Source organism: Pseudomonas sp. PICF6, from assembly GCF_009831705.1.
Classification (GTDB): domain Bacteria; phylum Pseudomonadota; class Gammaproteobacteria; order Pseudomonadales; family Pseudomonadaceae; genus Aquipseudomonas; species Aquipseudomonas rhizophila.
In genome coordinates this window covers 114,112-136,550 of record NZ_WUUD01000035.1, presented here as the reverse complement: position 1 = coordinate 136,550, position 22,439 = coordinate 114,112, and the positions used below count along the sequence as shown (strand labels likewise).

The following is a 22,439-nucleotide window of genomic DNA, read 5'->3' as shown; positions in this document are numbered from 1 at the left end:
GTTTGTTCCCTCGCCAGCGGATCAGAAGTGCGCCTTCAGAGTCATGGTGAGGTTGCGCGGCTCACCGTAATAGTTACCGAAGCTCTCGGTCCCGATGGTGCTGTAGTAGCGCTTGTCGAACAGGTTGTTGCCGTTGAGGGCCAGCGACCAGGTGTCATCAATGCGGTAGCCGACGCGACCATTCCATACGGCATAACCGGCCTGGGTGATCTTCTCCCCCGTCGCCGGCGATACCCGGAAATTGTCGCTTTGGGCATTGACCCCCGCACCGACGCTGAACCGTTCGAACGCCCCACCCAGGGCATAATCGCCCCACAGACGCAGCACATGACGCGGCACATAGCTGTTGAACGAGCCGCCGTTGAGGCTGGTATCAATGTCGTTCAGGGTCTTGGTCTGGGTGTAGGTGTAACCGGCAAGCAGTTGCAGGCGCTCGATGACTTCACCGCTGATCTCGGCTTCGAAACCCTGGGCGCGAACCTTGCCGGCGTTCTCGTAGCAGTAACCGTCCGAGGACGCACAGCTTGAGTTGTAGTCGGTCTGGGCCTGGTCTTTCTGCAACGTGCGGAACAGGTTGAAGGCGCTGTTCAGGCGTCCCTCGAACCATTCGCCCTTGATCCCCAGCTCATAGCTTTCACCCACCAGGGGCTTGAGTGCCGAACCGCTTTCGGAACGGTAGTTGCCTTGGGGCGTGAAAATGTCCGAGTAACTGGCGTAGGCCGTCAGGTGTTCGTTGAGGTCCAGCAACACAGCGGCAAACGGGGTGACCTGGCCTGTCTCCGTGCTCTTGGCGTGTTCCGAACCGCCGGTGAGGAACACCGAGTCGGTCTTGGAGTTGTACCAACTCACCCGGCTGCCCACGACAAACGTCAACGGGTCCGCCAGTTTCAAGCGCAGGGTCGAATACAGGCCTTGTTGCCGGGTGACGGTTTTCACCGGGCCACCGCGCGTTGAGTTCTCGATGAAGTAACTGTCATCCGGTTCCGGAATGTGTCGATCCGGATCGAATACGTTCTGTTGCTGCGGCAGGAAGGCGACCGAGAAAAAATCATCCTTGTCCGAACGGCTGGCGTTGAAGCCGACGATCAACTCATGCTGCTGCCCGAAGGCGTCGAACTTGCCGTCCAAGTAGGCGTCGAGGCCGTAATCGACCTGGTCATAGTCGTACATGCTGCCCAGCACGTTGGTGGTCGAGACGCCCGGCGTCACCGAGCCGGATGCAAAGGCGTATTTGATGTCCTGGGTGTTTTTCGTATAGACACCGGCCACCTTCACGGCCCAGTCGTCATTGAGTTGATGCTTGAGATCGCTGAACACCGTGGTCCGCTGGCTACGCCAAGTGTTCCACGACGGATCCAGGCAAGTAGAGCGACTGAGTTTCAAATCGCTGCCATCCCTGTAGCGCGGCTGCCCGCCCCAGCAAGGACTCGCATCGACGTCCTCATAGGCCAGGCCCAGGCCGAGGGTGGTGTCGGGCGTCAGGTCGAAGTCCAGGGCACCGTAGTAAATCTGGTCCTTGCGCCGAGCATCGTCGTAGAAATAATGCCGGCTCTGTTCGGCGATCACCGCCCTGCCCCGCAGGGTGCCGGAATCATTCAGCGGGCCACCGGTATCGACCTGCCCGCGGTAGTTGTCCCAGGTGCCGCCCGAGAGGCTGAGTTCGGTCTGGGCCGTGGCCTGGCCGCGTTTACGGACGAAATTGACGCCACCGGACGTGCCGCCGGCGCCCTTCATCATCCCGGCGGCACCGCGCAGGACTTCGACCCGATCGTAATACGCCATGTCACTGCTGAAACTGTCGGCCTGGACATAGCTGTTGCCCATGTCCAGCGGAACACCGTCGTATTGATACTGACCGGACATCCGGAACCCACGGGAGTAGAAATATTTGCCGCCCATGGTCGAGTCGTAGACGGTAATGCCGGGCGTTTTTTCCATCACTTGATCGATGGTGTTCAGGTTCTGGTCATCGAGCATCTTGCGAGTGATCACTGTCACCGATTGCGGCGTCTCGCGCAGGGAGTGCTCGCCTTTGCCGATCGTGACCGCCCCCGTCGTGTAGGAGCCACTGTTCTCGGTGGTCGCTCCGAGCATCTGCGCCTCGATGGTGGTTGCTCCCAGTTGCATGGCCGAACCGTTGGCTGGCACGGAGCGCAGCACGTACGTGCCATTGGCCTGGAGGTCGGCTTGCAGGCCGCTACCGCCAAGAATGCGGGCAAACCCATCGCCCACGCCGAACGAACCTCTCAGGCCGGGCGATTGCAGGCCCTGGAGTTGCCGGGCATCAAACGAAATGGCGACACCGGCGGCACTGGAGAACCGGGTCAGCACATCCACCAGGCTGCCGGCCCCGATATCGTAGGCCTGCACCGAACGCTGCTGCGCCGAGGCACCTGGAGCCGGACTGGCATTCACGACCCCGACGCTGCCGGTCACGGCTGCCAGCAAGCCGATTTTCACTGCAAACACCAGACGACCTGGCGCGCTTACCCAAGACATGCTTCCCCTCCCCCAAACGGTCGATAAAAACTCACTGAGGAAGAGCCGAACGATGGAGATAAAAAGTGCAGGACAGTGTTCTTTTTTATCGCGCCGCCACGTCAGCGCTGATCGCCGCTCGATACCCGGACCCAAAATCGGCTGTAGCGGGTCACGCGTAACGAAAAGCCACTCTCCAGCGCCGCCAGGGCGAGATCGGTGTTATCGACGGGAAACACGCCGGAAACCTTCAAGTCGGCAATGGCCGGATCACAACGCAACACGCCGTTGCGGTAACGCGACAGTTCATCCAGCAGCACCGCCAGAGGACGGTCAATGGCGATGATGCTTCCCTTCTGCCAGGCACCGACCGACACATCGTTGCCGCGCAGCGTACCCAGCGACCGGTCATTGAAATCCAGGCGCTGGCCGGCTTCGACGCGCATCCTCGAGCCAATCGCCGGGAGACTCACCTCGACCGCTTTTTCAAGCACCGCCACCTCACCGCCCCGCGCCTGGCCTCGGACGATAAAACGCGTGCCCAGCGCAAGCACTTCGACATGACCGGTGATGACCTTGAAAGGCCGCTGCAAGGGATCGATCGCCGTCGTGACGAGGATCTCCCCCCACAACAGCTCCAGTAGCCGCTGGCGCCCATCGAAACGAACATTGACCGAGGTGTCGGTGTTGAGCAGCACGGTGCTGCCGTCCGCCAGCTGAAACTCGCGGCGCTCGCCCACTGCGGTGCGGTAATCGCAAAGCAGGTTCTGCGTAGCCTGGCTGCGCCAGCCCAACCAACCCAGGCCGCTGGCGGACGTTAGTAACAAGACGCTGCGCAATACCTGGCGACGGGATCGATTGTGGCGTTCGCTCAAGGTCGGTGCCGCCAGGGCGCCCGGCACACTCGCCATCTGTTCAGCCACCGCTGTCATTCGTTGCCAGGCCTGGCTATGCAGCGGGTCTGCACTCAGCCAGGCATTCCACCCGGCTCGATCCGCGTCGGTCGTGATGCCGGAGTGAAGCCGGGCGTACCACTGCGCCGCCACACGGATGGCTTGCAACTCTTCGGCTGGCAGGTTCATGAAAGTTGTAATTGAATCTGCATCAGGCAGCAATGTTCCATGGCCTTGGCCATGTGGTTATTCACCGTACGTACGCTGACGCCCAGGCGCTCGGCAATTTGCGGGTAAGTCAGGCCGTCGAACTGCGACAGGATGAACGCCTGCCTGACACGCGGCCCCAACCCTAGCAGCAAGCGGTCGATCTCCATCAGGGCCTGGAGCAGGATGGCCTGTTCTTCCAGCGACGGGTGCTGCTCTTGCGGCATGGCGGCCAAGGCTTCGAGGTAGGACTGTTCCAACGAACGGCGGCGAAACAGATCGATCAACAGCCCCTTGGCGATCATCGACAGGTACGGTCGCGGCTCACGAATATCCAACGCGGAGCGAGCCTTAATGACACGCACGAAGGTATCCTGGGTCAGGTCCGCGGCATCGAAAGCATTGCCCAAACGCTTGCGCAGCCAGCCTTGGAGCCAACTGTGATGATCACTGTACAGAACGTCGACGGCACTGCGTAAGGACAGATCGTTGGCGGGCATGGCAATGGAATAATTCGCGACTGATAATGACTCGCATTGTCATGGAGCGCATCGCCGCTTGCAACCCAAACATGCACAGTCCCAGGCCTGCCACCTCACCCTCTTGGCATTGCTCAATGCACAGAGTGATTTTTCACCGTGCTCTCCACCAGATCCAGCATCTGCCCCAGCGCCCAGGGCTTAGCGATGAACGAGGCATGATGCTTGATCCCGGCGCTTTCCGGGGTTTCGAAACCGGACATGATCAACAAGGGTATCTGTGGCCACCGGTCGCCGGTCAAATTGGCCAGGTCCGCGCCGTTCAGTTTGCCGGGCATGGTGATATCGGTGAGTAACAAGTCCACATCGTCAGCGCTCTGCTTGAGGAATTCCAGCGCCGCGTCGGCGCTTTCCCGGGGCTCCACGGCAAAGCCCTCGTCTTGCAGGATCTCACAGAGGAACTCCAGAATGGTCTGATCATCTTCAACGACGAGAATCAAACGCGCGGCCGCCTGTCCGTTGCCCTTTGGCATCGAATTCATGTAAGTGACTCTCCTTGACCCCATAAACGTTCTTTGCGGTTTCAACCGCTCTGCAAGTTATGAGCGATGCCCTTGCGAGAAATTCATTCTGCGTGCAAATACACCGCCAAACGTTGCGATAACCGCCCTGGAGCAACGCATCGCAACGCTTTATCTGTATATCCATACAGATAAAACTTGCTCCGACGCCCATCCATGACCATGCTACAGCCCCATGAAATCTGCTTAGGAAAAGGGCGCTATGCAGCTGTACCTGTGTGAAAAACCGTCCCAGGCCAAAGACATCGCTGCCGTGCTTGGTGCCACGCGCCGCGGTGACGGTTGCTGGCTGGGCGCGAACATCACAGTCACCTGGTGCATCGGCCATCTGCTGGAGACCGCCCCGCCCGACGCCTACGATGCCCGCTACAAGCGCTGGGTACTGGCAGACCTGCCTATCGTGCCGACGCAGTGGAAAATGACGGTCAAGCCGAAAACCGCGGGCCAGTACAAGGCGGTCAAGCGCCTGTTGGGGGAAGCCAAGACGCTGGTCATCGCCACCGACGCCGACCGTGAAGGCGAAATGATTGCCCGGGAACTGGTGGAGCATTGCCGCTACCGTGGGCCGATCCAGCGTCTATGGCTGTCGGCCCTGGACGAAGCGTCGATCCGCAAGGCCCTGGCCGCACTCAAGCCGGGCGCCGAAACCTTCAACCTCTACCATTCGGCCCTCGGCCGCTCCCGGGCCGACTGGCTGATCGGCATGAACATGAGCCGCCTGTTCACGCTGCTGGGGCGTCAGTCCGGTTATCAGGGCGTGCTGCCGGTGGGCCGCGTGCAGACCCCCACCCTGCGCCTGGTGGTGGATCGCGACCGCAGCATCGCGGATTTCGTGCCGGTCGCCTATTGGGCCATCGACGTGCAACTGCGCCACGACGGCACTGTGTTCACCGCCCAGTGGCGCGCCGACCCGGATGCCTGCGACGATCAGGAACGTTGTTTGAACCAGGCCCTCGCCCAGGACGCCGCCCAAGCCATGGGCAACGCTGCCACCGCCCGGGTGATGAAACTGCGCACCGAGCGCTTGCGCGAAGCGGCGCCGTTGCCGTTCGACCTGGGCACCCTGCAGGAAGTCTGCTCGAAGAAACTCGGCCTCGGCGCCCAGGAAACCCTGGACATTGCCCAGTCGCTCTATGAGACCTACAAGCTCATTACCTATCCGCGCAGCGATTGCGGTTTCCTGCCTTTGAGCCAGCACAGCGAAGCTGCGGCCATCCTCGCCGCCCTCGCCCAGGCCGACCCGGGTCTTGCGCCGCTGCGCGAGCACTTGCAGCCCCAACGCAAATCCCGGGCCTGGAACGACGCCAAGGTCAGCGCCCACCACGGCATCATCCCTACCGCTGCGGCGAAGAACCTCGACAAGCTCGCCGGCAAGCAGCGGGCCGTCTATACGCTGATACGGGCGCGGTATCTGGCGCAGTTCCTGCCCAACCACGAATACGACCGGACCCAGGCCGACTTCGACTGCGCCGCCCAGGCATTGCGGGCCGTGGGCAAGCAAATCGTCGAACCCGGCTGGAAACGCGCCCTGCCCGAAGCGCTGGCTCCGGCACGAGGCCGTGAAGCACCGGTACCACAAAGCTTGCCGGCCCTGGTCGAAGGTCGCGACTGCGCCGTGGACGAGGTCAAACTCAAGGACCTGTGGACCCAGCCCCCCAAACCGTTCACCGAGGGCGACCTGATCAAGGCGATGAAGAACGTTGCCCGGCTGGTGGAGGATCCGCTGCTCAAGCAAAAGCTCAAGGACACCACCGGCATCGGCACCGAAGCGACCCGGGCCTCGATCATCCAGGGCCTGCTCGACCGCGGTTACCTGGTGAAAAACGGCAAGGCCCTGTCCGCCACACCGGCGGCCTTCAGCCTGATCGATGCGGTGCCCCGCGCCATCGCCGATCCAGGCACTACCGCCATCTGGGAGCAGGCGCTGGACATGGTGCAAAGCGGAGAGATGAGCCTGGAAGAGTTCGTGACCCGCCAGGCCGCCTGGATGAGCAAGCACATCGCCCGCTGCCAGGGCATGAGCCTGACCATCAACGGCCCGGCCAGCCCTGCCGGCCGTGGAGCCACCCCATGGAAAAGCAAACGCAAGCCGGCCAAGCGCAAGGCCAGCGGTACACCTCGCAAGGCGAGCAAAGCCAAGACGACCTGATAAATACATGTTCGACGCGTCGCCCTGTGGGAGCGAGCCTGCTCGCGATAGCGTTATGTTAGTCACCATGGATACCGACTGATACACCGCCATCGCGAGCAGGCTCGCTCCCACAGGGATATCTGCCCTGATCCAGAATTTTCATAACAAAACCATTTTGTCCGACAATATGTAGTGACCAAAAATAATCACTACAAAACCGTTGACGCCTCCGATTTGGCCTTGCATGATGCAGACGTCTCCCCGATCGGGAGTACAGGTAAATGCTTGAGCAAGCTCGTCTGACCGCCGAGCTGTTTTTTGGATAAGGGACTGCCCACAAGGCAGATTGAAGGTGCTGACCTGGCATGACCGTCCGGTGACAAGGACGAGAAACGTCGGCGACGATCCTCATGACGCGCGTGGTCGACCCTCGAAAGTTGACAATGCCTGAAGGTTCTTCGCTGTTTCTCTTCGTTGTAGCGCATTTGCGTAGCAGCCCTTCGATAACACTACACAACCGATGCACGACCCCGTCGAAGTCAGACGGCCGGGTGCTGACGGCCTGGTTTCGGTGCTAGCCATGCAGCACTGGACAGGCACTTACCGAAAGAAGCGAAGTTTTTGCGAACCACCAGACAGATCAACCAAATGGTCAAGGGGCTTACACATGAATCTGAATAATCAACCATCTATTGATGAACTGGCTCGCATGTTCGCAGCACACAAAGACACCCTGGACAGCCATATCCTGTGGATCAGCAAGAATGGCCAGGTCCATATGGACTGCCTGTCGCCGTTCACCCAGGAAGACGAATTCGAGAAGAATCAGCAGGACCTGTGTGCCCGGTTGAAGATGTACCGTCGTGGCCAGGGCTACGTCGGCAAGAAGGCCGCGGCCGACAAAGACTTCATGGGTCGCGTGCTGCAAACGCTGACCCAGGCGTGGCAGTCGATGCAGAACACATCTGAAGTTCGGGTCATCGACCGCCTCTGCTGATCGCGCTTAAAACAAAGGGCCCGTTCCTGATTGGAACGGGCCCTTTTTTTGGGCGTTAGAACACCGACCAGCCGATCCGTTGGCTGAGCAATTCCAGCGCCGCCATGCCTGCCAGGGAATTGCCCGCGACATTGAGTTCCGGCGACCAGACGCACACCGTAAAACGCCCCGGCACCACGGCAACAATCCCGCCACCCACCCCGCTCTTGCCCGGCAGGCCAACGCGATAGGCAAAATTGCCGGCTTCATCGTACAGCCCGCTGGTGGCCATGATGGAGTTGACCTGCTGGGTCTGGCGGGCGCTCAGGATCTGTTCGCCACTGTGCTTGCAGAAGCCGTCGTTGGCCAGGAAGCAGAACGCCCGGGCCAGATCGATGCAGCTCATGCGCAACGCGCAGTGACTGAAATAGCTGCGTAGCACCGCTTCCACGTCGTTATGAAAATTACCGAAGGACTGCATCAGGTAGGCCATCGCCGCATTGCGGGCGCGGTGCTGGTATTCCGACTCAGCGACCTTGCCGTCCACCATGACCTGTGGATTGCCCGACAGGCGCCGTACGAAATCACGCATCGAAAGCGCTGGCGCGGCAAAACGCGACTGATTGATGTCGCAGATCACCAAGGCGCCGGCGTTGATGAACGGGTTGCGCGGCCGACCGCGTTCAAATTCCAGCTGCACCAGAGAATTGAAGGGCTGGCCGGAGGGCTCATGGCCCAAACGCTCCCAGATTGCCTCGCCGGAATGGCCGATGGCCTGCACCAGGCTGAAAACCTTGGAAATACTCTGCACCGAAAACGGCGTTTCAGCGTCACCTGAGCAATACATTTCGCCATCGTTGCCGTAGACGGCAATGCCCAACTGGTTGGCCGCAACGGTGCCAAGGGCGGGAATGTAGTCGGCCACCTTGCCCTGACCGATCAGGGGGCGAACCGCATCGAGGATCTCGTTCAACAATGCTTGCATATGCGCATGGGTCCAATCATTCCCCGTTCGAGTGCGGGGATACAGACGCTAGACGCTGATGGGTGCGATCAGAGCACACTCAATAGACCAGCAACATCTGTTGCGAGGCGATCCGTGGGAGCAAAGCTTGCTCGCGATCAAGCTCACGCGGTCTGTCTGGAACCGAATCGCCTGCTTCGCGGGCAAGCCTTGCTCCCACAGAATTCAAGAGATTTCATGGGCGCTTGTCATCCAATCGAGCGGTCTATAGTTGAAGGGATCAATCGGCAGGAGACATCGATGCGACAGATCATGCAGAAGGAACCCTGGTGGGCCTCGCCCCCCAGACCCGGTCAAGATGAAAGTGAGCTGGAATGGGGCTGGCTGGTGATCTACAGCGAAGGAGAGCCGCGCTTCGAATTCATCAAGGAGCGGCCCTCGGACGAACAGATCCGTCATCGCAAGGGTTGCCGCGTCACCCTCGGGGCAGAATGAACCGTCCGTCACGGTTTGATGGCTGGCAACTCCACCGCGCGATTGGCCAGGTCCGCCGCCACCAGGCTGCCTTCGATTTCCTCGGCTAGGTAGTACACCGGTGCCATCACCCCGCTGAGGGGATGCTTGAGCGACTGGAACCAGGCTTCGTCGAACGCTGCGCTGAGGCTCTTGCGGATTTGAGTCTCCATTTCCGGACGCTCGCCCTCATGAATGATCGCGCGAATCCCCGCCACGCCAACTGAGATCAACGCCCCCGCCGCTTTCCCGGCCACGGCTGCCGCCGCCCCGGCCGCACCTCGCGTGGCGAATTGCGCTTCGATTTTTTCACTGGTGCGTTGTGCCACCGTGGCGATCACCGCATCCGATGGCCCCGAACCTGTCACAGCGGCTTTGTTGACGTGGTCGATCAGCGCGGCGTACGCCGGCAATGTATTGAGGGGCTCGGTATGCGCCATCTCATACAACGAGGCGTTACGCGCCGCTGGCGGCCCCAGGCTGATGGCAGGAATGCCGTGCAGGCGCCGACTCATCAGCTCCGGCGGGATTCGGTGCTGGCGGGCAATCACTTGGACCTGTTGATTGAGCAGGCGCACGTAGTAGCCCGTCGCGTTGGCCCTGATCGTCTCGGGGTCGATTTCCACCGCCACAGGTGCCAGCACCTGCTCGCGGTACTGCTCTTGCAGGTAAACGGCCAGACGTCTGGCCGCGGAGTCCTCTTCGCCTTCGGCACTGGCGGCATACCAACTGACCTTCACCGCCAGCCATTCCTGGGTCCAGTAGCTGCTGAACCAGGGGATGAATTGAATCTCGGTCCGTTCATACACGAGCCGGCGCCAATGCTCCATCGAGCCGCGCGCGTAGAGCCCGGCCTGTTCGATAGCGCTTTTCGACGCGGCGACGATCTGCCGGTCAACCTGCCGCCAGGTGTCCTGGGAAACCGCCACGGTGGCGACCTGCTGCTCGCGCGGCGACGTGGCGCACCCCGCCAGAACCAACAAAACGGCCAGCATCAGTGAACGCAGCACGATTGCGCCATCCCGAGGTCAAGTCATCCACGGGGTTGAGTATAGGTCGCGAGGAACACGGGCCTGGAGGAAAAACACAAACCAATGTGGGAGCGAGCCTGCTCGCGATGGCGGCTCAAAACCGCGTGAAATGCTCGAACTGCCAATCATCCGCCGCCCCGTCCAGGGAACACGTGTGCACCGCGCCGGTCGGTCTCCAGTCGGTCTGCTTGCCCACCAAGGTACCGAGGTAAGGCCTGGCCACTTCCAGCACACGTTCGTAGTCCATGTGCTCTGGCTCGACGATGCCGCGATCCGGGTTTTCCACCGCCCAGACAATCCCCGACAAAACCCCCGCCGCCACTTGCAAACTGGTGGCATTGTTGAAGGGCAAGAGCGCCCGGGCTTCATCGATGGTCAATACCGAGCCGAACCAGTAGGCATTGAGTTCATGCCCCATCAGCAAGACGCCCAGCGCATCGGCTCCGATGCTGTCGATTTCACCGTTGAGAATGCGTTGCTGCTGTTGGCTCTGCCAGCCTCGACCAATCAACTCATGGATCGACAGCAAAGCATCGTTGCACGGGTGATAGGCGTAATGCAGTGTGGGGCGATAGATCAGTTTCTGCTGGTCCTTGAGTGTTAGCAGATCCGCTGTAGAGGCGGTTTCGTGATGGGTGATCATCAGCCCCAGGCACGGCCCGCCCAACGGTGTCCAGGTCTTGACCGGCACAGTGGCGCTCGGGCGCTCGAGGTAGATGGCATTGCGACTGCCGAAGCGGTGGCGCCTGGCAGACGTTGGCCAGGTGCGCTCGTGGGTGCCCCAGCCCAACTCGGCCGGTTGGTGGCCCTCGCTGATCAAGCCTTCCACCGACCACGTATTGACGAACTCATCGTCCTGCTTGAGGCGGCTGGAGCGCTGAGTGTCGCGCTCGGCAAAATGAATCACCTTGATGCCGGTCTCCATGCACAGCCTGGCCCAGTCCACGCCTTCGCGGTTCTGTGGCAAGCGATGGTTCAATTGCACGGCCAGTTCCACCAGGCCAGCCTTGAGCAGATGAGTGATCAAACCGGGGTTGGCGCCATGGGCCACGACGGCGGTCGGGCCATGGCCCAGTTTTTTGCGCAGGCCCAGCATCTGGTAGCGCAACGCGTAATTGGTGCGATGCGATAAATCCAATGAAGGGTCATCGTAGCCGCCGGCCCAAGGCTCAATGCAGGTATCCAGGTACAGCGCGCCCTTGCCGAAGGCATAAGTCATCAGGGCCAGCGAACTGACTTCCACCGACAGGTTGACGATGAAGTCGCCAGGTTTGATGAAGCGGTCCAGGGTCTGCGTGAAGGTGTGTTCAGTCAGCGCTTTGCGGACAAAGCAAATGCCCCGCTCCTTGAACCAGATATTTTTCTCGATCACGGGCGCAATGACCGTGATCTGATTGACCGGGACGTGATCCTGCCGCAACAGCAGCGGCAGCGTGGCCCGGGTAATGGAGCCAAATCCGATGAAGATCAGATGGCCCGAAAACCTGACCCGGTGCTTCATGTGCAGTCTCCCCGGAACGTTGACGATGGAGCCATGAAATACCGGTCACCGGACTTTGGCTACTGTCAGGCTCGACAGGCACCCGGCGCAGGCGTTGCCGGCCCTGCGCCGTGGACCGCGTTCAACTTAAGACGTGCCCAGCCCCTCAGACAGGTCCGTACCGGAACGCGCCTGAGCACGCGGTGAAGTTTCGTCACGATGCTCGGTGGTCTTGCTCACGCTATCGCGCACCGTTGCATACCCCTCGCGTGCCGCTTGCCTGGCCTTGTCGGCCAGATCGGCGCTGGTCTTGCCCATCACCCGCTGCTCAGTGGCAGTACTGGGCAGTGCGGCGCCGAGCATGGCGCCCAGCGCGATTCCCGCGGCCGCCATCATCAACGGTTGCTCCTTGAGCAGACGGCTGAATTGATCACCCAGGTCCTGCGAGCCATGGGCCACGCGCTCACCCGTCTCGTGAGCTTTGCTCCGGGCATGGCTGGCGCTGGCGCCCAAACCGTCGGCCAGATGCGAAGCCTTGTCCTTGAGATGATGAAACCCGTCGCGCAACGAGTCGGTGGTGCTGTGCAGATGCTCCTTGGCACTGTCCAGGCCACCGGCAAGCCCTTCGCTCCAGCCGCTGGCATCCTGGTCCGGCCCGACGCGATAACCGACCCGTGGCGGACGGTTCTGACCCAGCATCAGCCAGCACAGCCCCACGGTGGTCAGCACGGTGGGCACTGGGTTGTTGCGCACGGTGGTACCCAGGTTGCCAAAAAACTGCGACCCGTTGCCTTTGGCCAGGGTCAGCGCCTGGTCGAGCATCTGCCCCGGCGTGAACTTGCTGCCCAGGGCGTCGACGATATGGCTGATGTGGGCCCGTTGCTCGTCGATCTCGCGCTCGATGGTTTCCGGGCTCTTCTGGGATTCGGTTTTGAGTTCATCCTTCATGAGACTTTCCTCCGCAGGGCTTCCTGGTCTTTGTTCAACGCATCCAGCGTTCGCTCAGGCTTGAAGTGAGACGGTTCGAATTGCTTCTTGCCCGACTGCACCATGATGAAACCAATGATCATGACCACTGCGCCGACGATCAACGCTGCGAGCCAGGGCTGCATGATCGTGCTCAAGCCGTAGACCACCGCCATCAGCAGGATAATGAAACCGGCCAGCAGCACCATCGCACCACCGGCTACCCCGGCGATACCCGCTTTCAAAGTGTTCAGGCTCGCTTGGAATTCGGCCTTGGCCAGTGCCAGCTCCTTGGTAAAAAGCGAGGGGACTTCGTGGGTCAATTGCTTTAACAGCCCCATCACCGACGCATCGTGATCGGGCACCGACGTCCCGACGGGACGCTGAATATCTGGGTCTGGTCGGTTCATTGCAATTCTCCTCGGGTATTGGCCGAACCGGGCAACGAGCCGGTAGTGGCATCACTGGGCTGGTCCTGGGTGCCGGACGCAGCGGGAGTGCTGGCGGTGGCGTGGCCGCCGGCAGAATTGACGCCCGGTGCGATAGGATCCGGGTTCGGATCAAAGGGTCCACGGGCGGCAAATCCTCCGCTTGGCGGGCTTGAGTGGCCGGCGGCGGGATCGACTACTTCGGCCGGGACAGGCGAGCTGCCGGCCTTCAGAAACCGCGACAGGCCAAACCCCACCGCTACGCTGCCGACCAGGAACAGACCCGGGTTTTCCCGAGCCAGTCGAGAACCATCGTGCAGCAATTGCTCGGCGCTCATGTGGCGTAATTTGCTGGACAGGCCGCTCATCGAATCGGCCATGTCTGCCAAATAGTGGGACAGGCCCAGGGTGTCGTTGGCTTCGATTTCCGACACGGCTGACTTGGCACCACGCGCCAGTGCATCGATCTGATCCGCTGCCGTATCGCGGTATTGGCCGAAATGCGCATCGGCCTGCTCACGAGCGCTGCCTATGGCCTCGCTCACGTCCTCCTTGATGTGGTTCAGGTGATCCTCGGGTCGGGCCTGGCCCGACGTGCCGTTTTCTCGCTCGGGGTTGTTGTCCGGGATAGTCATGTCTGCCCATCGCCTCCGTGATGAATACTCGATACCGGGAAGCCCCGAGGGGTGCCCGACTACGTGCCTCTCAGTACAGATGACGGAGCAGGTTGAGGCGTAGTTCAAACGAGTTTCACTGCGGGACGCCGTGCGGTATCACAGGCCGCTGGTTTGTCTGCGGGCACAAAAAAATCGGGCCCTGGCGCATTCGCCAGGCCCAATTTCGATCCTGCTGATACCCTTCGTGGTTCAGTGCTCGACGGCCTGCTAACCCAGTGCCGTGTCGAGGAACATCATCACCGCAAACCCCATCATCAACCCCAGCGTGGCTGGCGTTTCGTGGCCGTTGCGGTGGGTTTCCGGAATCACTTCATGGGACACCACGAAGATCATGGCCCCCGCCGCCAGCCCCAGGCTAATGGGATACGCCACGGCCACGCCCGAAGACATGCCCAGCCCGATCACCGCGCCCAGCGGCTCCATCAGCCCCGAGCCCACCGCGATCAGCGCGGCACGCAGCGCACTGATCCCGGTGACTCGCAGCGCCATGGCGATGGCAAGCCCTTCGGGGATGTCCTGGATCGCAATGGCAGTGGTCAGGGGCATGCCGACCCGCAGATCACCGTTAGCAAAACTGACGCCGATGGCCATGCCCTCGGGCAAATTGTGCAAGGTGATGGCCAGCACGAACAACCAGACACGGTTGATGCGTTCCGATTGCGGACCGCGCCGGCCACTCACTTCATGTTCGTGGGGCACGAAACGGTCAAGGCCGATCATCAGGAGCACGCCCAGACCCAGGCCGACCACAACGACAAACGCGGCGAGCAGTTGATTGCCCACGATACTTTGTGCAGCTTCGATACCCGGCAGGATCAGCGAAAACGAACTGGCGGCGAGCATCATGCCCGCGGCAAAACCGAGCATGATGTCCTGGGTCCGCGAGGAGATATCACGCAGCACCACCGCCATCAACGCGCCCAGGGCCGTGGCGGCGAAACCGGCGGTGCCGCCCAGAACGGCGTAGCCCAGGTTGTGCCGGTCGGCCCCCACCAATGCGTTGTAACCGCTGTAGAGCAACAGCGCGGCGATCACCGCCAGCCCCAGCCAGAAGCTTACCCCCAGCAGCAGGTTGTTTTGCACAGGATCCAGCCAGGTACGCCAGGGCGATCGGATCCGGGAGGTGGGCTGGTCCATCGAATATCCTTACTGGTTTTGCGCCAGGTCATGTCTGATCGTTCCCCCAACGAGGGGTCCGCTCAAACGCAATTTTCAGGCGAAGGAGCCAGGCCCCCTCGCCGGTTTCCTACAGTTTGTCACCTTGCATCCCTGAACCCAAGTCGGCACCTGTCATGGGGTCGCTTTCCGGGTTGGACATGGTCCGCGCCTTCATGTCCATCAGCAGCGCTTCGTCTTTCTTGCTCAGTTGCACACTCGCCAGACCATCGCCGCCATCCACCGCCGGCGTTGGGTTCTCGACGAATTCCCACTCATCGCCCTGGTTCCATGGGCCACGCACCGAAGGCTCGCCTTGGGACATGTTGAAGTACACGTTGGTGAACTCTGGCATGCCTGGCAGTTTACCTTGAGGGAAATTCGGCTGGATCGAGTGCAGGGCTTTCTCGAAGGACATCTGGTGCGCGATTTCACGGGTCATCAAAAAGCCCAGCGCTTCTTTTACTCCAGGATCATCGGTGAGATTCATCAGGCGCTCATAGATGATTTTCGCCCGTGCCTCGGCGGCGATGTTGGACCGCATGTCCGCTGTCGGCTCACCTATGGTGTCGACGTAAGCGGCTGTCCAAGGTACACCGGCCGAATTGGTCAGCGGGGAACCGGCGCCATAAAGCAGGCTGGTGATGTGAGAGTCGTTGCCGGCACCGTTGATGTCCCGGTACAGCTGACCTTCCTTTTCCACACCCTCGGCCATTCGGCCCTTGGCGCCTTTATTGAGCATCACAATGATCGAGCCGATCACCTCCAGATGACTGAGCTCTTCGGTGGCAATGTCCATCAACAGATCCTTGCGGCCGGGATCATCCTCGGACAGGGCCTGGGTGAAGTAGCGCGACGCCGCCGCCAACTCGCCCTGGGCACCGCCGAACTGTTCAAGCAACAGATTAGCCAGCCCTGGGTTAGGCTCGGCGACACGTACGGTGTACTGCAGTCTTTTGTTATGTAAGAACATGATGAAACTCCTCGTTCAGGGACACAAGCCAAAGGGACACTGCCGGGGGCAGGCCCACAGAAAATCTGAAGAAGTTAAACAGTTAAAATTTATCTTTTATTTAATAAACGAGACGAACGGTAATCGGTAAGGCGCACTTGCAGAAATGCCAGGTAACTGAACAACTTACACTCCCCTCACGCTTGAAGACATTCCTTGCCGCGATCCCGTTGTATATAAATCCGACAGGCCCCATGCGATTAACACAGGGCCCGTAACGTCATTGAGTATTCAGAGTTGCGCCCATGATCCTGGCTGTTTCCAGGGCCTTTTTGACTTGTTTCGGAAACTGTCTAGCGGTCGCTGGTAACGTTGTCGCCGGATGCCTGACCGCCCTTTCGACCGGCCTCGGAGGCCCGCTCAGGGTCTTTGGCAAAATTGCCACCCGAGGCTTGGCCACCTTTTCGGCCGGCGGCGGCGGCTCGTTCCGGGTCATTGGCAAAATTGCCGCCCGAAGCTTTCCCCCCCTTGCGCCCGGCCTCGGATGCGCGCTGCGGATCATTCGCGAAGTTACCACCTGACACGTGGCCGCCCTTCTTCCCCGCTTGCGATGCCTTTTCACGATCGTTAGCGAAATTGCCAGGATTCTTATTTCCTGTGTTAGCCATTTCATTCACCTCGTTAGTTGATGTTGCGAACCTGCTGACTCCTAACAATCTGAAAGTCTGGCGCCGACAAGGTTTTAAACACATCTTGAAAACAGCGACGAACGGCTCATGCAATCCCACACGCTCACTGCGGCGTCGAGTTACAACGGCCTTTCAAAGAAATGACGCCCAATAATGAATTCAACTACTCAACTTGAGCGATACCCATCGTTAGCGGGCCGCAATCTCGGTTTATATTCAGGATGAAATGGGATAGCTGGGCGCAAAGGTGTCCTCCAGCGCTTCATCCCGTTAATTGCCATCCATGTCTGGCCCGCCATTCTTGCCGCTGCGTTCGCAATGGCAATCCGGTGCCGGACAAGGTTCACCGTTTGGATGTTGGTCGGCGCAGGCTTGACTGCAATAGGCCTCGCCATCGCGATTGAACACCTGTTGCGGGTCCACATCGCATTGGCAATCGGGGCAACCGCACTTTAACTCGCTCATGTTCGTTCTCCTGGGTTCCGGGTTTAAAGCTGTCGTCAGGATCACACCAGCAATTGAACCTCAAGGTTCGCCGCCGCAACGCCATGGTTCGCCACATAAACCTCGGCGGTCCAGCCTTTGGTCAGGTTGCGATAAGACTGGGTGCCCAAGGCCTTGCCACTGTCCCACTCCATGACGTCACCAATATCGATGTCGTTGGCGGAATCGAGCTCAAGGACTGTGTGGTTGTCTTCTTCCTCGACGTACACACCGACCATTGCTCTCTGTCGATTGATGGCCCGTACTTCACCGGTGGTCTGTTTCATACGCCTCCTCTTCTCGGTGCGTTAGATGCCGAAGCACGTCAGCGGCCGCATGTGTCACGCTCAGCGCTTGGGTCGACACAGCATTGCAACACGACAGTTTTGAGTGCCGTACATAGAGGTGGATGTCGCGCAGCCGGGGAAAGTTTGAAGAAACAACAACGCAGTGCGACGAAAGGCATTCCCACCGCCCTCTCGACGAACCACGGTGCTAACCTCAACGACTCCAGGCCAGCGGAGCGACATCTATGCCCGACGACTTTCACCGTCAACCGATCGATCAATTGCTGGAGCATATGGCCGGGCGCCGTTTTCTGGTGCTCACCGGTGCCGGCATCAGCACCCCGTCGGGCATTCCCGACTACCGGGACAGCGAGGGTGTGCGACGGGGTCGGCAACCCATGATGTACCAGGAGTTTCTCGCCAAACCCGAAGCACGGCGGCGCTACTGGGCGCGGGCGATGCTGGGCTGGCCGCGGGTCCGTCAGGCCCGGCCGAACGTGGCCCACGAGGCGTTGGCAAAGTTGCAGGCGCACCAACGCATCAGCGGTCTGATCACCCAGAATGTCGACACCCTGCATGACCAGGCTGGCAGCCACGACGTGATCGAACTTCACGGAAGCCTGCATCGGGTGGTGTGCCTGGATTGCGAGCAGCACAGCGAGCGCCAGCAGATCCAGCTATTGATGCAAGCGCAGAATCCTTACCTGGCCGGTGTCGACGCGGTTCAGGCGCCGGACGGCGATACCCTGCTGGATGCCGCGTTCGAGGCGCGCTTCCAGGTGCCCCGCTGCCCTCATTGCGACGGCGAGCGCTTGAAACCCGACGTGGTGTTTTTCGGCGAAAACGTCGCCGCCGTCACCGCCGCTCGCGCCATGCAAGCCGTCGAACAGGCCGACGGCCTGCTGGTGGTGGGCTCGTCGCTGATGGCCTGGTCGGCGTTTCGCCTGTGCCGAGCGATCAAGGAACAGGGCAAGCCGCTGCTGGCGATCAACCGAGGCAAGACACGGGCCGATGAGTTGCTGGATCTCAAGCTTGAAGAGCCTTGTGAGCAACTGCTGCCGCTGCTGACTCAACGCCAGTTCTAACAGCACCGCAGCCCCCCTGTGGGAGCGAGCCTGCTCGCGATTGCGGCGGCACATCCAGCATAGAGGCTAGCTGAACCACCGCTATCGCGAGCAGGCTCGCTCCCACAAGGGAACCGTGGTTTACCGCGTGGTCAACTGCGCACCGATGTCCTGATCCCTGAGCGTATCGAACAACGCCTGCGCCGCCGCCGACAGTTCATGCCCCGGCTTGGTCAGCACACCGATGGCCCGTTCAATCACTGGATCGCTGAGGGTGATGCAGCGGGCGCCCAGCTCATGCATCTGCCCGACACACAGCGCCGGGACCGCACTCACCCCCAACCCGCTGGCGACCATCCGTCCAACTGTCGCCAACTGATGGCTTTCGAATTCCACCGGCAGTTTCATGCCTCGGCTTTGCAAATGCTCCTCCAGCATCACCCGCACAGTGGAGGGCCTTTGCAGCGTGATAAACGGCTGCTCCAGCAGCGTCTGCCACTGGATCTCACGGCGCTGCGCCAGTGGCGAGTCCAGCGGCACCACCGCGACAAAGCGGTCCAGATACAACGGGGTAAAGACCAGCGACGAGCTCTGCATCGGCTCGAACGCGACCCCCAGTTCAACGTGCCGATCACGAACCATTTCCAGCACCTGTTCGTTGATCACATCGTTGACCGTGACGTTGACATTCGGATAGCGGGCGCGGAAGGTCTTGAGGATCGGCGGCAGCAGGTTGCCGGCAAAGGACGGCATCGCCGCCAAGGTGACGCGGCCGCGTTGCAAGGTGAAGCGTTGGCGCATTTCATCCTCGGCGTTGTCCCAATCGGCAACCAGGCGCCGGGCCAGGGGCAGCAGCGATTCGCCTTCAGGCGTCAGCGCCACGTTGCGAGTATTGCGACTGAACAGACGCCCGCCCAAGCCTTCTTCCAAGGCCTTGATGGTCAAGCTCAGGGCCGACTGGGACAGGTGCAGCCGCTCGCAGGCCACGGCGAAGCTCAGGCTTTGGGCCACGGCGAGAAAAGCGCGGATTTGCTTGAGGGTCATGGGTCGCTGTGCTCCCGGCGGCAAGCGGTCAGTTTCAAGCCGCAAACGGATATCGGCAATTAGTGAGTTTTATCAATCAATCCAACCTAAAAATCAACTTAACAAATATATGACTTGGCGCAACACTGCGTTTCATTGCGACCCCATCAAGAATAAAAGAGGTGTCTATGGCAGGTTTCGACAAACGTGTGAGTAGCTACGAAGAAGCGCTGGAAGGCTTGCAAGACGGCATGACGGTGATCGCCGGCGGTTTCGGCCTCTGCGGCATCCCGGAGAACCTGATCGCCGAGATCAAGCGCAAGGGTATCCGCGACCTCACCGTGGTTTCCAATAACTGCGGCGTCGACGGTTTCGGTCTGGGTGTATTGCTGGAAGATCGGCAGATCCGCAAGGTGGTTGCCTCTTACGTCGGCGAAAACGCTCTTTTCGAAAAGCAGCTGCTGAGCGGCGAAATCGAAGTCGTGCTCACCCCGCAAGGCACCCTCGCCGAAAAAATGCGCGCCGGCGGCGCGGGCATTCCGGCCTTCTTCACCGCCACCGGGGTCGGCACGCCAGTGGCCGAAGGCAAGGAAGTGCGTGAATTCCATGGCCGCCAGTACCTGATGGAAGAATCCATCACCGGCGACTTCGCCATCGTCAAAGGCTGGAAAGCCGACCATTTCGGCAACGTGGTCTATCGCCATACCGCCCAGAATTTCAACCCGTTGGCGGCCACAGCCGGCAAGATCACCGTGGTTGAAGTCGAAGAAATCGTCGAACCGGGCGAGCTGGACCCGACGCAGATCCATACCCCAGGCATCTACGTCGACCGGATCATTTGCGGCACGTTCGAAAAGCGCATCGAACAGCGCACCGTGCGTAAGTGATCCCCTGCCCCCGGCCCGAATGAAGGAATAACAACATGGCACTTTCCCGCGAACAAATGGCTCAACGCGTCGCCCGCGAAATGCAGGACGGCTACTACGTGAACCTGGGCATCGGCATTCCGACCCTGGTCGCCAACTACATCCCCGAAGGCATGGAAGTCATGCTGCAGTCGGAAAACGGCCTGCTCGGCATGGGCGCGTTCCCTACCGAAGCGGAGGTCGATGCCGACATGATCAACGCCGGCAAGCAGACCGTCACCGCACGTATCGGCGCCTCGATCTTCTCTTCGGCAGAATCCTTTGCCATGATCCGTGGCGGGCACATCGACCTGACCGTGCTGGGCGCCTTCGAGGTAGACGTGGAGGGTAATATTGCTTCGTGGATGATCCCCGGCAAGCTGGTCAAGGGCATGGGCGGCGCGATGGACCTGGTGGCCGGTGCCGAGAACATCATCGTCACCATGACTCACGCGTCCAAGGACGGCGAGTCGAAACTGCTGCCCCGGTGCAGCCTGCCGCTGACCGGTGCCGGTTGCATCAAGCGCGTGCTGACTGACCTGGCCTACCTGGAAATCCAGGACGGCGCCTTCATTCTCAAAGAACGTGCCCCAGGCGTCAGCGTCGAGGAAATCGTCGCCAAGACTGCCGGCAAACTGATCGTGCCGGACCACGTGCCTGAAATGCAGTTCGCTGCCCAGTGAGGAGAAATTCGATGCAAGAAGTCGTGATTGTCGCCGCCACCCGTACCGCCATTGGCAGTTTCCAGGGTTCGCTGGCCTCCATTCCCGCACCGCAACTCGGTGCCGCGGTGATTCGTCGGTTGCTGGAACAGACGGGGCTTTTGGGTGAGCAGGTCGATGAGGTAATCCTCGGCCAGGTGTTGACCGCAGGCAGCGGGCAGAACCCGGCCCGCCAGGCGTCGATTTTCGCTGGCCTGCCCCACGCGGTGCCGGCGCTGACCCTGAACAAGGTCTGCGGCTCGGGGCTCAAGGCCTTGCACCTGGGTGCCCAGGCGATCCGCTGTGGCGATGCCGAGGTGATCATTGCCGGCGGCATGGAAAACATGAGCCTGGCCCCGTACGTGCTGCCGGCTGCCCGCACTGGCCTGCGCATGGGCCATGCGCAGATGATCGATAGCATGATTACCGATGGTCTGTGGGATGCGTTCAACGATTACCACATGGGCATCACCGCCGAAAACCTGGTGGACAAGTACGAGATCAGCCGCGAGGAACAGGACGCCTTTGCCGCCGCTTCCCAGCAGAAGGCCGTGGCGGCGATTGAAGGTGGCCGGTTTGCCGATGAGATCACGCCGATCCTGATTCCCCAGCGCAAAGGCGATCCTGTGGCCTTCGCCACCGACGAACAACCCCGGGCCGGCACCACCGCCGAATCCTTGGGCAAGCTCAAGCCGGCGTTCAAGAAGGACGGCAGCGTTACCGCCGGCAATGCCTCGTCGCTGAACGATGGCGCCGCCGCCGTGCTGCTGATGAGCGCGGAAAAAGCCAAGGCACTGGGCTTGCCGGTACTGGCGAAAATCAGCGCCTATGCCAATGCGGGGGTAGACCCGGCAATCATGGGCATCGGCCCGGTGTCGGCTACCCGCCGCTGCCTGGACAAGGCCGGCTGGTCTTTGGACCAACTGGACCTGATCGAAGCCAACGAAGCCTTCGCCGCCCAGTCACTGGCCGTGGCCAGAGAGCTGAAATGGGACATGGAAAAGGTCAACGTCAATGGCGGCGCCATCGCCCTGGGCCACCCGATCGGTGCTTCGGGTTGCCGAGTGCTGGTGTCGCTGCTCCATGAAATGATCAAGCGCGACGCCAAGAAAGGCCTCGCCACGCTGTGCATCGGCGGCGGTCAAGGCGTGGCCTTGGCGCTGGAACGAGCGTAACCGGCAAAGAGCCCGACAGTGAATGCGCGGACCCACGAACATCCGCACATCCACTGGCAACACACCGGCGCAACCTGGGTTGCGCCGGTTTTTTTGTCTGCTGGTTTTGAGCATGATCTGGCGGCCTCATCGCGAGCAGGCTCGCTCCCACAGGGATCTCGGGCGATTACAAGACTGGCGTCCACCACCGATCCACTGTGG

At 60.8% G+C, this 22,439-nt stretch carries 23 protein-coding genes; 7 read left to right on the top strand and 16 right to left on the bottom strand.

The genetic code is table 11. The annotated features are described in order from the left end of the window. Positions 1-21 precede the first annotated feature (21 nt). From GSM73_RS25240 to GSM73_RS25225, 4 genes are all read right to left on the bottom strand, one after another. Complete coding sequence (locus GSM73_RS25240; protein ID WP_160894163.1) at positions 22-2,499, bottom strand: TonB-dependent receptor; 2,478 nt, start codon at positions 2,497-2,499, stop codon at positions 22-24. 101 nt (positions 2,500-2,600) lie between these two features. Beyond that, on the bottom strand, positions 2,601-3,560 hold the full coding sequence (locus GSM73_RS25235; RefSeq protein ID WP_047227798.1) for a FecR domain-containing protein: 960 nt from the start codon (positions 3,558-3,560) through the stop codon (positions 2,601-2,603). Then, positions 3,557-4,078 carry a sigma-70 family RNA polymerase sigma factor gene (locus GSM73_RS25230; protein ID WP_047227797.1) on the bottom strand — a complete coding sequence of 174 codons (522 nt, stop codon included), beginning with the start codon at positions 4,076-4,078 and terminating at the stop codon, positions 3,557-3,559. Before GSM73_RS25230 ends, GSM73_RS25235 begins: the two co-directional genes overlap by 4 nt. Before the next feature lie 113 nt (positions 4,079-4,191). Further along, on the bottom strand, positions 4,192-4,599 hold the full coding sequence (locus GSM73_RS25225; protein WP_047227796.1) for a response regulator: 408 nt from the start codon (positions 4,597-4,599) through the stop codon (positions 4,192-4,194). A gap of 241 nt (positions 4,600-4,840) precedes the next feature. On the opposite strand from GSM73_RS25225, the gene GSM73_RS25220 reads away from it, so the two are divergent. Both GSM73_RS25220 and GSM73_RS25215 read left to right on the top strand, forming a co-directional pair. Next, positions 4,841-6,787, top strand: coding sequence for a DNA topoisomerase III (locus GSM73_RS25220; protein WP_160894160.1), 1,947 nt, complete (start codon positions 4,841-4,843; stop codon positions 6,785-6,787). 649 nt (positions 6,788-7,436) lie between these two features. Then, entirely contained in the window at positions 7,437-7,766 is a 330-nt protein-coding gene (locus GSM73_RS25215; RefSeq protein WP_047227794.1) for a hypothetical protein, read from the top strand. Positions 7,767-7,821: 55 nt separating this feature from the next. Here GSM73_RS25215 and glsB read toward each other — a convergent pair whose 3' ends face one another. Continuing rightward, positions 7,822-8,730, bottom strand: a complete 909-nt coding sequence (glsB, locus tag GSM73_RS25210; RefSeq protein WP_047227793.1) for a glutaminase B — start codon at positions 8,728-8,730, stop codon at positions 7,822-7,824. A 279-nt stretch (positions 8,731-9,009) separates the two neighbouring features. Between glsB and GSM73_RS25205 the strand changes: the two genes are divergently transcribed. Further along, positions 9,010-9,204: a hypothetical protein gene (locus tag GSM73_RS25205; RefSeq protein WP_047227792.1), complete on the top strand. Its 195-nt coding sequence runs from the start codon at positions 9,010-9,012 to the stop codon at positions 9,202-9,204. A gap of 8 nt (positions 9,205-9,212) precedes the next feature. Here GSM73_RS25205 and GSM73_RS25200 read toward each other — a convergent pair whose 3' ends face one another. From GSM73_RS25200 to GSM73_RS25155, 10 genes are all read right to left on the bottom strand, one after another. Further along, positions 9,213-10,232, bottom strand: a complete 1,020-nt coding sequence (locus tag GSM73_RS25200) for a hypothetical protein (protein WP_160894158.1) — start codon at positions 10,230-10,232, stop codon at positions 9,213-9,215. Between the two features lie 115 nt (positions 10,233-10,347). Continuing rightward, complete coding sequence (locus GSM73_RS25195; RefSeq protein ID WP_139049638.1) at positions 10,348-11,754, bottom strand: saccharopine dehydrogenase C-terminal domain-containing protein; 1,407 nt, start codon at positions 11,752-11,754, stop codon at positions 10,348-10,350. Between the two features lie 126 nt (positions 11,755-11,880). After that, positions 11,881-12,681 carry a DUF3618 domain-containing protein gene (locus tag GSM73_RS25190; RefSeq protein WP_139049637.1) on the bottom strand — a complete coding sequence of 267 codons (801 nt, stop codon included), beginning with the start codon at positions 12,679-12,681 and terminating at the stop codon, positions 11,881-11,883. After that, a complete protein-coding gene (locus tag GSM73_RS25185; RefSeq protein ID WP_047227788.1) occupies positions 12,678-13,109 on the bottom strand; it encodes a phage holin family protein in 432 nt (143 codons plus the stop codon). The genes GSM73_RS25190 and GSM73_RS25185 overlap by 4 nt, the downstream gene beginning before the upstream one ends. Next, positions 13,106-13,762, bottom strand: coding sequence for a hypothetical protein (locus GSM73_RS25180; protein ID WP_107322635.1), 657 nt, complete (start codon positions 13,760-13,762; stop codon positions 13,106-13,108). The genes GSM73_RS25185 and GSM73_RS25180 overlap by 4 nt, the downstream gene beginning before the upstream one ends. 249 nt (positions 13,763-14,011) lie before the next feature. Beyond that, positions 14,012-14,941, bottom strand: a complete 930-nt coding sequence (locus GSM73_RS25175; protein WP_047227786.1) for a ZIP family metal transporter — start codon at positions 14,939-14,941, stop codon at positions 14,012-14,014. A 109-nt stretch (positions 14,942-15,050) separates the two neighbouring features. Beyond that, the gene (locus GSM73_RS25170; protein WP_047227785.1) at positions 15,051-15,932 is read right to left on the bottom strand and encodes a manganese catalase family protein; all 882 of its coding nucleotides are present in this window, start codon (positions 15,930-15,932) and stop codon (positions 15,051-15,053) included. Between the two features lie 332 nt (positions 15,933-16,264). Next, positions 16,265-16,579, bottom strand: a complete 315-nt coding sequence (locus GSM73_RS25165; protein WP_160894156.1) for a general stress protein — start codon at positions 16,577-16,579, stop codon at positions 16,265-16,267. A 291-nt stretch (positions 16,580-16,870) separates the two neighbouring features. Then, positions 16,871-17,065 (bottom strand): metallothionein, encoded by a 195-nt coding sequence (locus GSM73_RS25160; protein WP_047227783.1) that lies wholly within the window; start codon positions 17,063-17,065, stop codon positions 16,871-16,873. A gap of 41 nt (positions 17,066-17,106) precedes the next feature. Further along, the gene (locus GSM73_RS25155) at positions 17,107-17,370 is read right to left on the bottom strand and encodes a hypothetical protein (protein WP_047227782.1); all 264 of its coding nucleotides are present in this window, start codon (positions 17,368-17,370) and stop codon (positions 17,107-17,109) included. Between the two features lie 245 nt (positions 17,371-17,615). On the opposite strand from GSM73_RS25155, the gene GSM73_RS25150 reads away from it, so the two are divergent. Continuing rightward, complete coding sequence (locus tag GSM73_RS25150; RefSeq protein ID WP_160894153.1) at positions 17,616-18,455, top strand: NAD-dependent protein deacetylase; 840 nt, start codon at positions 17,616-17,618, stop codon at positions 18,453-18,455. A gap of 120 nt (positions 18,456-18,575) precedes the next feature. On the opposite strand, the gene GSM73_RS25145 is transcribed toward GSM73_RS25150, so the two are convergent. Beyond that, positions 18,576-19,478 (bottom strand): LysR family transcriptional regulator, encoded by a 903-nt coding sequence (locus tag GSM73_RS25145; RefSeq protein ID WP_160894151.1) that lies wholly within the window; start codon positions 19,476-19,478, stop codon positions 18,576-18,578. A gap of 167 nt (positions 19,479-19,645) precedes the next feature. Between GSM73_RS25145 and GSM73_RS25140 the strand changes: the two genes are divergently transcribed. From GSM73_RS25140 to GSM73_RS25130, 3 genes are read left to right on the top strand one after another with little or no spacing between them, the layout of a single operon-like run. Beyond that, complete coding sequence (locus GSM73_RS25140; protein WP_047227779.1) at positions 19,646-20,344, top strand: CoA transferase subunit A; 699 nt, start codon at positions 19,646-19,648, stop codon at positions 20,342-20,344. A gap of 35 nt (positions 20,345-20,379) precedes the next feature. After that, complete coding sequence (locus GSM73_RS25135) at positions 20,380-21,045, top strand: CoA transferase subunit B (RefSeq protein ID WP_003180355.1); 666 nt, start codon at positions 20,380-20,382, stop codon at positions 21,043-21,045. Between the two features lie 11 nt (positions 21,046-21,056). Beyond that, on the top strand, positions 21,057-22,238 hold the full coding sequence (locus GSM73_RS25130) for an acetyl-CoA C-acetyltransferase (protein WP_160894149.1): 1,182 nt from the start codon (positions 21,057-21,059) through the stop codon (positions 22,236-22,238). The last annotated feature ends 201 nt before the right edge of the window (positions 22,239-22,439 follow it).

What these genes read in the sequence shown, in the direction of transcription:
- GSM73_RS25240 (WP_160894163.1), bottom strand. Translation starts at nt 2,499, where the DNA reads ATGTCTTGGGTAAGCGCGCCAGGTCGTCTGGTGTTTGCAGTGAAAATC.
- GSM73_RS25235 (WP_047227798.1), bottom strand. Translation starts at nt 3,560, where the DNA reads ATGAACCTGCCAGCCGAAGAGTTGCAAGCCATCCGTGTGGCGGCGCAG.
- GSM73_RS25230 (WP_047227797.1), bottom strand. Translation starts at nt 4,078, where the DNA reads ATGCCCGCCAACGATCTGTCCTTACGCAGTGCCGTCGACGTTCTGTAC.
- GSM73_RS25225 (WP_047227796.1), bottom strand. Translation starts at nt 4,599, where the DNA reads ATGAATTCGATGCCAAAGGGCAACGGACAGGCGGCCGCGCGTTTGATT.
- GSM73_RS25220 (WP_160894160.1), top strand. Translation starts at nt 4,841, where the DNA reads ATGCAGCTGTACCTGTGTGAAAAACCGTCCCAGGCCAAAGACATCGCT.
- GSM73_RS25215 (WP_047227794.1), top strand. Translation starts at nt 7,437, where the DNA reads ATGAATCTGAATAATCAACCATCTATTGATGAACTGGCTCGCATGTTC.
- glsB (WP_047227793.1), bottom strand. Translation starts at nt 8,730, where the DNA reads ATGCAAGCATTGTTGAACGAGATCCTCGATGCGGTTCGCCCCCTGATC.
- GSM73_RS25205 (WP_047227792.1), top strand. Translation starts at nt 9,010, where the DNA reads ATGCGACAGATCATGCAGAAGGAACCCTGGTGGGCCTCGCCCCCCAGA.
- GSM73_RS25195 (WP_139049638.1), bottom strand. Translation starts at nt 11,754, where the DNA reads ATGAAGCACCGGGTCAGGTTTTCGGGCCATCTGATCTTCATCGGATTT.
- GSM73_RS25190 (WP_139049637.1), bottom strand. Translation starts at nt 12,681, where the DNA reads ATGAAGGATGAACTCAAAACCGAATCCCAGAAGAGCCCGGAAACCATC.
- GSM73_RS25185 (WP_047227788.1), bottom strand. Translation starts at nt 13,109, where the DNA reads ATGAACCGACCAGACCCAGATATTCAGCGTCCCGTCGGGACGTCGGTG.
- GSM73_RS25180 (WP_107322635.1), bottom strand. Translation starts at nt 13,762, where the DNA reads ATGACTATCCCGGACAACAACCCCGAGCGAGAAAACGGCACGTCGGGC.
- GSM73_RS25175 (WP_047227786.1), bottom strand. Translation starts at nt 14,941, where the DNA reads ATGGACCAGCCCACCTCCCGGATCCGATCGCCCTGGCGTACCTGGCTG.
- GSM73_RS25170 (WP_047227785.1), bottom strand. Translation starts at nt 15,932, where the DNA reads ATGTTCTTACATAACAAAAGACTGCAGTACACCGTACGTGTCGCCGAG.
- GSM73_RS25165 (WP_160894156.1), bottom strand. Translation starts at nt 16,579, where the DNA reads ATGGCTAACACAGGAAATAAGAATCCTGGCAATTTCGCTAACGATCGT.
- GSM73_RS25160 (WP_047227783.1), bottom strand. Translation starts at nt 17,065, where the DNA reads ATGAGCGAGTTAAAGTGCGGTTGCCCCGATTGCCAATGCGATGTGGAC.
- GSM73_RS25155 (WP_047227782.1), bottom strand. Translation starts at nt 17,370, where the DNA reads ATGAAACAGACCACCGGTGAAGTACGGGCCATCAATCGACAGAGAGCA.
- GSM73_RS25150 (WP_160894153.1), top strand. Translation starts at nt 17,616, where the DNA reads ATGCCCGACGACTTTCACCGTCAACCGATCGATCAATTGCTGGAGCAT.
- GSM73_RS25145 (WP_160894151.1), bottom strand. Translation starts at nt 19,478, where the DNA reads ATGACCCTCAAGCAAATCCGCGCTTTTCTCGCCGTGGCCCAAAGCCTG.
- GSM73_RS25140 (WP_047227779.1), top strand. Translation starts at nt 19,646, where the DNA reads ATGGCAGGTTTCGACAAACGTGTGAGTAGCTACGAAGAAGCGCTGGAA.
- GSM73_RS25135 (WP_003180355.1), top strand. Translation starts at nt 20,380, where the DNA reads ATGGCACTTTCCCGCGAACAAATGGCTCAACGCGTCGCCCGCGAAATG.
- GSM73_RS25130 (WP_160894149.1), top strand. Translation starts at nt 21,057, where the DNA reads ATGCAAGAAGTCGTGATTGTCGCCGCCACCCGTACCGCCATTGGCAGT.